The 6,594-nt window shown below is 76.1% G+C and carries 7 protein-coding genes and 1 pseudogene; all 8 read right to left on the reverse strand.

Translation table 11 applies throughout. The annotated features are described in order from the left end of the window. Positions 1-54: 54 nt before the first annotated feature. Positions 55-789, reverse strand: a complete 735-nt coding sequence (locus tag LJ221_RS12320; RefSeq protein WP_302851992.1) for an HAD-IA family hydrolase — start codon at positions 787-789, stop codon at positions 55-57. A gap of 153 nt (positions 790-942) precedes the next feature. Then, positions 943-1,701, reverse strand: coding sequence for a peptidoglycan-binding protein (locus tag LJ221_RS12325; protein ID WP_241716281.1), 759 nt, complete (start codon positions 1,699-1,701; stop codon positions 943-945). A gap of 254 nt (positions 1,702-1,955) precedes the next feature. Beyond that, positions 1,956-2,288, reverse strand: a complete 333-nt coding sequence (locus LJ221_RS12330) for an antibiotic biosynthesis monooxygenase (RefSeq protein ID WP_241716283.1) — start codon at positions 2,286-2,288, stop codon at positions 1,956-1,958. A 161-nt stretch (positions 2,289-2,449) separates the two neighbouring features. Then, a complete protein-coding gene (locus tag LJ221_RS12335) occupies positions 2,450-3,025 on the reverse strand; it encodes a hypothetical protein (RefSeq protein WP_241716285.1) in 576 nt (191 codons plus the stop codon). Next, the gene (locus LJ221_RS12340) at positions 3,022-3,708 is read right to left on the reverse strand and encodes a hypothetical protein (RefSeq protein ID WP_241716287.1); all 687 of its coding nucleotides are present in this window, start codon (positions 3,706-3,708) and stop codon (positions 3,022-3,024) included. Before LJ221_RS12340 ends, LJ221_RS12335 begins: the two co-directional genes overlap by 4 nt. A gap of 36 nt (positions 3,709-3,744) precedes the next feature. Beyond that, a complete protein-coding gene (locus LJ221_RS12345; protein ID WP_241716289.1) occupies positions 3,745-4,635 on the reverse strand; it encodes an ECF transporter S component in 891 nt (296 codons plus the stop codon). Continuing rightward, positions 4,632-6,281 carry an ABC transporter ATP-binding protein gene (locus tag LJ221_RS12350; RefSeq protein WP_241716291.1) on the reverse strand — a complete coding sequence of 550 codons (1,650 nt, stop codon included), beginning with the start codon at positions 6,279-6,281 and terminating at the stop codon, positions 4,632-4,634. Before LJ221_RS12350 ends, LJ221_RS12345 begins: the two co-directional genes overlap by 4 nt. Next, positions 6,278-6,594 (reverse strand): annotated as a pseudogene (locus LJ221_RS23960) (IS5/IS1182 family transposase); the annotation flags it as partial. The gene LJ221_RS12350 and the pseudogene LJ221_RS23960, both read right to left, overlap by 4 nt.

Raw genomic sequence — 6,594 nt, forward strand, 5'->3', positions numbered from 1 at the left:
CGGCGGGGAGGAAGGTTCCGGATGGGGGGCGTGCGTCTGGGGGGCGGTTCGGGCTCAGCCGGGCCCGGGGGTCAGGTGCAGGCGCAGCCCGCCGCCGGGCAGGGGCTCCACGCGCACCCCCTCCAGCGTCGGCACATGGGCGGTCGGGCCGAAGGCCGCCGCCCGGGGCCCGACGCCGACCACCCGCATACCGGCCGCGCGGCCCGCCGCGACACCGGCCCCGGAGTCCTCGAAGACCACGCAGTCCTCCGGCGCGGAGCCCAGTTCGGCCGCGGCCTTCAAGAAGCCCTCCGGGTGCGGCTTGCCGGCGCCGACCGATTCCGCGGTGACCCGCACCGACGGCATCCGCAGACCCGCCGCGTTCATGCGGGCGGTGGCCAGGGGGGCGCTGGCCGAGGTCACCAGCGCGTGGGGGAGGTCCTCGATCGCGGCGAGGAAGGCGGGAGCGCCCGGCACCGGCACCACGCCCTCGGTGTCGGCGGTCTCCCGTTCCAGCAGGCGCCGGTTCTCGGCGTGGTTGGCCTCCATCGGGCGGTCGGGCAGCAGTTCGGCCATCGTGGCGTAGCCCTGCCGGCCGTGCGCCACCCTCATGACCTCGTCCCCGTCCAGCCCGTGCCCGGCGGCCCAGTCGCGCCAGACGCGCTCCACGGCGGCGTCGGAGTCGACCAGGGTGCCGTCCATGTCCAGCAGCAGCGCGCGTGCCGTCAGTGCCGCGGTGGGCGTGCCCACGGCGTGCCGGGCGTCCTGGCCATCCTGGGGGTCCGTGGCGTCCGGGGTGTCCGAGGGCATGGCGGGTGGCTCCAACGACTGGAAGGCGGGGCAAGTGGCCCGCCCGCCGGGTCAGGGGCCCCCGTCGTCAGGAACGGGGAACGGGCGGAGCCACTTTGTTCCTCTACGATACAAAGCATTCCGTGTTCGCGCCACTCCGCCGGTCCACCGGCTTCAGTTCGGCTGCGTGGCCCTCTCCAGCGTGCGCCGGGTGTGCGGCCCGTAGACACCCTCCGGGTCGCCCCGCACCCCGTACCAGGCCTGGAACCTGGCCACCCCCTCGGTGACCTCGCGGTCGTACACGCCGTGCCTCCGGGCGCTGTAGGTTCCCACCGCGGACAGCCGGTGCTGGAGTTCCAGTACCTCGGAGCCCGAGTCGCCCTCGCGCAGCGTGCGCGGCGGGCCGCCGCCGTCCTGGCCGCCCGTGCTCGGGGCGGTGGAGGCGGAGGGCTCGGGGGAACGGCTCGCGGACGTCTCGGCGCTGCGGGAGGGCGCGGGGGCCGAGGAAGAGGTGTGGCCCGGAGAGGGGCTCGCGGAGGCGGAGAGGGAGGGGGAGGGCAGGAGGAGTGCCGTGGGCGACGGGGAGGCCGACGGGGAGGTGGAGTCCCCGGGAGAGGGGCTGGGCGGTTCCTCCTCCTCGCCACCGGTGGGTACCACCGCGCTCGGAGCACCGCCTCGATCGCCGAACCGGGCGTCGTCGAAGGGGTCGTCCCCCCGTGTGAGCAGTCCGGTCGCGAGCATGCCGGAGCCCAGTACGGCCACCATGGTGCCGCCCACCGCCAGTGCCATGCCCCGCCCGACGCGGCGGTGGCGCGTGGCGGAGCGGCCCCCGGTCACCAGAGGCAGGGGCGCGGTGTCGTCGTCCGCCGGTCGGGCCCCCTCGGGGAACATCGCCAGGTCGGCCGGGTCCGGCCCCCGGTCCGGGTGTGTCACCGGCCGTGGCAGTACTTCGACCCCGGCGCACCGGCAGCCCGCCCGGCCGGAGTCGTCCGCGGGTCTGTGGCATACGGGGCAGACGGGTGTATCCGCCACTGTGGGCTCCCCCTCCCTCGGAAAGTGCCACAGAGGCTACTGGATGCCCCCGCTCCTCTTTTTGCCCGCCGGTCACTTCTGTGCATCCCGGCCCCGCCCGGAACGCTTCCGGAGGCCCGGCCCCGGGCGCCCCGCCGGGGCCGGGGCCGGGTGTGTCAGCCCTCCCCTCCGGGCTTCGGAGCCGCCTGCTGGACTACCTCGAAGGACCAGACGGTGGAGTCGGCCGCGGCCGGACGCCGGCCCGCGCCGCTGCCGCCGCCCTGGTGTGCCGACTTCATCGGGCCCGACATCCAGGCCTGGAACGCGGCCTCGTCGCGCCAGCGGGTGTAGACGAGGTAGCGGTCGGTCCCCTCCACGGGCCGCAGCAGTTCGAACCACTCGAAACCGTCGGAGGACTCCACCGCCCCGGCCCGGGAGGCGAACCGCCGCTCGAGTTCCTCCCGCTGCTCGTCGGGGACGGTCAGAACGTTGATCTTCACGATACTCATGCCCCCATCGTGCCTCCCGCCGCGGTCCACGGGGACCGCGGCACGGCGGCCGTTCCGGCTTGCGGTGCTGTGCGGCGAATGTGCCGTGCACGCCGTACGGCCGTGTGTCCGTCTGCCGTGTGTCCGTCTGCCGTGCGCCGTCCTCGGGCCGCGCCTTCGGGTCAGAGCCGCAGAAGCCGGTCCGCGGCGTCGCGGTACTCCCGCAGCGTCCTGCGCAGCTCCTCCGTGTGCTCGGCGGAGTCCTCGCCGTGCCAGGGCTCGCGCAGCCTGCGGTGGTGTTCGGTGAGCACCTCGGCGATGCGGCGGGAGATCTCCTCGAACACGGCGTCCGCCTCCTCGACCGAGCGCCGCGGCCCGTCGACGAAACCTGTGACCGCGTCGTGCAGTCGCCTGCCGAACCGCTCGCGCTCCTCGGGGGACAGCAGGCCGTTGCCGCCGCCCCCGCCCTCCGGGCGGTGTCCGTTCGCCCCCGTGTGCGTTCCCGGTCCCGTCTCCGCCGCCGTTCCGGCGGCTGTCCCGGCGCTCTTCCCGAGCGGCTCGGGCGGCGTGTCCCGGGAGGAGGCGGACGGCGCCTGGCCGTTCCCCCGGCCGGCGGCCCCGGCCGGTTCCGCCGGCTCCACGGCCGCCACCGGCTCCGTCCGGTCGGCCGGGGGCGCGTCGTCCGTCCATTCGGGCCGGCCGGCGCGGTCGGCCAGCGGGGCCCGGCGTTCCGAGGGGATGTGTCCGTTCGTGCTCATGCCCTGCCTCCGGAGGTGTCGTGGCGGCGCACCGCTTCGGGCAGGTGCAGCCGCTCGGAGAGACGGCCGTGGTCCCGCGGTCCGGCACCGCCCGCGTGCTCGTGGTCGCGGCCGTGCTCGTGCCGCCCGCCGCCCCGGGAGTCGTGCGCGGAGCGTTCCATCAGCTCCTCGTACAGAGCGCGGGCGTGTACCAGCGCCTCGCGTAGCCGCTCGGTGTCGGCCTGACCCTCACGGGCCAGTACGGCCACGGCGTGCACCTCGCGGTAGCCCTGGACGCGCCGGGGATGGTGCACGGAGAGTGCGGAGACCTGCTCGTCGTATCCGCCGCCGGGGAAGCCGCGTGCCTCGGCCAGCCGGCTCAGCAGCCGGTCGGCGGAGACGACCGCCTCCACCGGCGCGTCGACGAACCGCTCCTGGACGGTGCCCCACTGGGCCTCGTACTCCTCGCGCTCCCGCGCGGCCAGCGGCTTCGTCCGCAGCTCGCCGTGGCGCCGGAGCCGCTCACGCAGCTCCCGCTCGGCGGCCTTGGCGTCGCCGTTGTGCCGGGCGACGGTCCGCTCGTACTCGGGGCCGAACCGGCGCTTGACGGAGTGCGGTCCGCTGCCGCGCCTGGCGAGGAACAGAGCGATCGCGAGGACGACGACCGCCGCCACGATCACTGTGATGATCAAACCTGTGGACATGGCCCGCCTTCCACGAGTGTCCCCTTGCTCGGGCTGTCAACTCTCCGCGTTGCCGCCCTCGCCGCGCGCAAACGGGGCACCGGTGAAGGACGCCGGGGCATCGAAGGCCGCCCGCCGCGTGGCGCGGCGCAGCGCCCGCAGCACCGCGCCGCCCGCGGTGAGGGTGAGCACCACGGTCAGCAGGGCGCGGGGCAGGTCCCAGCCCAGGGAGGTGGCCAGGACGTAGGCGGCGAACTTGGCCAGCTTCACCTCCAGCGGGTCCCCGGGGACATGGGAGATCCCGCTGGCCAGCCCGCCGATGAACGGCCAGCCCTGAAGGTTCATCACCACGCCGTACAGCACCGAGGCGACGGCCCCGTACGCGGCGAGCAGTGCCAACTCCCGCCGCCCGCGCAGGCTGTGGGGACCGGGCAGCAGGCCCGCGCCCATCGCCACCCAGCCCATCGACAGCATCTGGAACGGCAGCCACGGTCCGACCCCGCCGGTCAGCAGTGCCGAGGCGAACATCGACACCGCGCCCAGGACGAACCCGAAGCCCGGCCCCAGCACCCGGCCGGAGAGCACCATCAGGAAGAACATCGGTTCCAGGCCCGCCGTGCCCGCACCCAGCGGGCGCAGCGCGGCGCCCGCCGCGGCCAGCACGCCGAGCATCGCGACGGCCTTGGCGTCCAGCCCGGTGTCGGCGACGGCCGCCACCGCCACGGCCAGCAGCAGTGGCAGCAGCCCGGCGAACAGCCAGGGGGCGTCCCCGGAGTGGGCCAGTCCGGAGGCGGAGTCGGCCAGCAGCGGCCAGCCGAAGGCCGCCACGCCGACGGCCGAGACGATGCCCAGGGCAGCGGCGGAGCGCGGCCCGATCCGCACGGCGCGCACCTGGCGGCCGGCCTGTCCGCCCCGCCCGGAGCCGGCGGCGCCCGGCGTGCCGGTCACACGCCCACCCCCGCTTCCTCCAGCGCGGCCCGCACCTGGCCGACCGTGAGCCAGCGCCGGGGGGCGAGGACCTTCGCGGTCTGCGGGGCGAAGGCGGGGGAGGAGGTGACGACCTCGGCGCTCGGGCCGTCCGCGACGACCTCGCCGTCGGCCAGGATCACCACCCGGCGGGCGAGTTCGGCGGCGAGTTCCACGTCGTGGGTGGCCAGGACGACGGCGTGGCCCTCGTCCGCCAGTGCGCGCAACACACCGGTCAGCCGCTCCTTGGCCGCGTAGTCCAGGCCGCGTGTCGGCTCGTCCAGGAGCAGCAGGGGAGGGGAGGCGGTGAGGACGACGGCGAGCGCCAGGGCCAGGCGCTGGCCCTCGGACAGATCGCGCGGATGGGTGCCGTCGTGGACGTCCGGCAGCAGGGCGGAGACCAGGGCGCGGCAGGTGCCCGCCCCGGCGCCCGCGTCGCGGTCCGCGCCGGCGCACTCGGCGGCGACGGTGTCCGCGTACAGCAGGTCGCGCGGGTCCTGCGGCACCAGCCCGACGCGGCGCAGCAGTTCGGAGGGCCGGGTGCGGTGCGGCACGGCGCCGGGCGCGCCGCCCAGGCGCACGGTGCCGCGCACGGGCTCGTACATGCCGACCAGGGTGTTCAGCAGGGTGGACTTGCCCGCGCCGTTGCGGCCCATCAGCGCGACCGTCTCGCCCGGCCGCACCGTCAGGTCCACCTTCTCCAGGGCGGTGGTCCGGCCGCGGCGCACGGACAGCGAGGAGACCTCGGCCAGCGGCTCGCCGCCGGACCCGTCCGGCGAACCGGCCCCGGCGCGTTCGGCGGGCGGTTCCAGCGAGTCCAGCCGCTCCCGCAGCCCGGCCGCCCTGCGGCGCGCGTCCCGTACCGACAGCGGCAGCGGGGACCAGCCGGCCAGCCGCCCCAGGGCGACGACGGGCGGACGGACCGGCGAGAGCGCCATCACCTCGGCCGGCTCGCCCAGCACCGGCGCGGCGCCGGGCGCGGGCAGCAGCAGCACCTGGTCCGCGTACTGCACCACGCGCTCCAGGCGGTGCTCGGCCATCAGCACGGTGGTGCCCAGGTCGTGCACCAGCCGCTGGAGGACGGCCAGCACCTCCTCGGCGGCGGCCGGGTCGAGCGCGGAGGTCGGCTCGTCCAGCACCAGCACCCTGGGGTGGGCGGTCAGCACCGAGCCGATGGCGACGCGCTGCATCTGCCCGCCGGAGAGGGCGGCGACGGGACGGTCGCGCAGATCGGCCAGGCCCAGCAGGTCCAGGGTCTCCTCGACGCGGCGGCGCATGGTGTCCAAAGGCAGGCCCAGGCACTCCATGCCGTAGGCGAGCTCGTCCTCGACGGTGTCGGTGACGAAGTGCGCGAGCGGGTCCTGGCCCACGGTGCCGACGACATCGGCCAGTTCGCGCGGCCGGTGCTCGCGGGTGTCGCGGCCGTCCACGGTCACCCGGCCGTGCAGGGTGCCGCCGGTGAAGTGCGGCACCAGCCCGGAGACGGTGCCCAGCAGCGTGGACTTGCCCACGCCGGACGGGCCGACGACGAGCACCAGCTCGCCCTCGGGCACGGTGAGGTCCACCCCGTGCACGACGGGGGCGGTGCCGTCCCCGTAGGTGACGGAGACCTGGTCGAAGCGGATCATGCGCGAGTCGTCTCCTTCGCCGGCGGGGTCTGCCCGGCGCGGGAGACGGACCCGGCGTCGGTGTCGGTTCGGGGGGCGGGTACGGGGGCGACGAAGGCCGGGAGCAGCCCGGCCAGTACGGCCGCGGCGGGCCACAGCGGCAGCTCGGGCGCGGTCAGCGGCACCGGGGGCGGGTCGAGGGCCTCCGGCAGCCGGGAGGCGGCCCGGGCCACGGCGCCGGGTGTGACGAGGACGGCCAGGGGCAGGCCCCGGCCGTCGCAGGCGAGGTGGACCTTGGTGGTCAGCCCGCCGCGGGACCGGCCGAGCGCCTGAC

Source organism: Streptomyces sp. CNQ085, assembly GCF_022614595.1.
In the GTDB taxonomy this organism is placed as follows: domain Bacteria; phylum Actinomycetota; class Actinomycetes; order Streptomycetales; family Streptomycetaceae; genus Streptomyces.

Excerpts from the sequence above, each read along its gene's own strand:
- LJ221_RS12320 (WP_302851992.1), bottom strand. The coding sequence starts at position 789 with ATGCCCTCGGACACCCCGGACGCCACGGACCCCCAGGATGGCCAGGAC.
- LJ221_RS12330 (WP_241716283.1), bottom strand. The coding sequence starts at position 2,288 with ATGAGTATCGTGAAGATCAACGTTCTGACCGTCCCCGACGAGCAGCGG.
- LJ221_RS12335 (WP_241716285.1), bottom strand. The coding sequence starts at position 3,025 with ATGAGCACGAACGGACACATCCCCTCGGAACGCCGGGCCCCGCTGGCC.
- LJ221_RS12340 (WP_241716287.1), bottom strand. The coding sequence starts at position 3,708 with ATGTCCACAGGTTTGATCATCACAGTGATCGTGGCGGCGGTCGTCGTC.
- LJ221_RS12350 (WP_241716291.1), bottom strand. The coding sequence starts at position 6,281 with ATGATCCGCTTCGACCAGGTCTCCGTCACCTACGGGGACGGCACCGCC.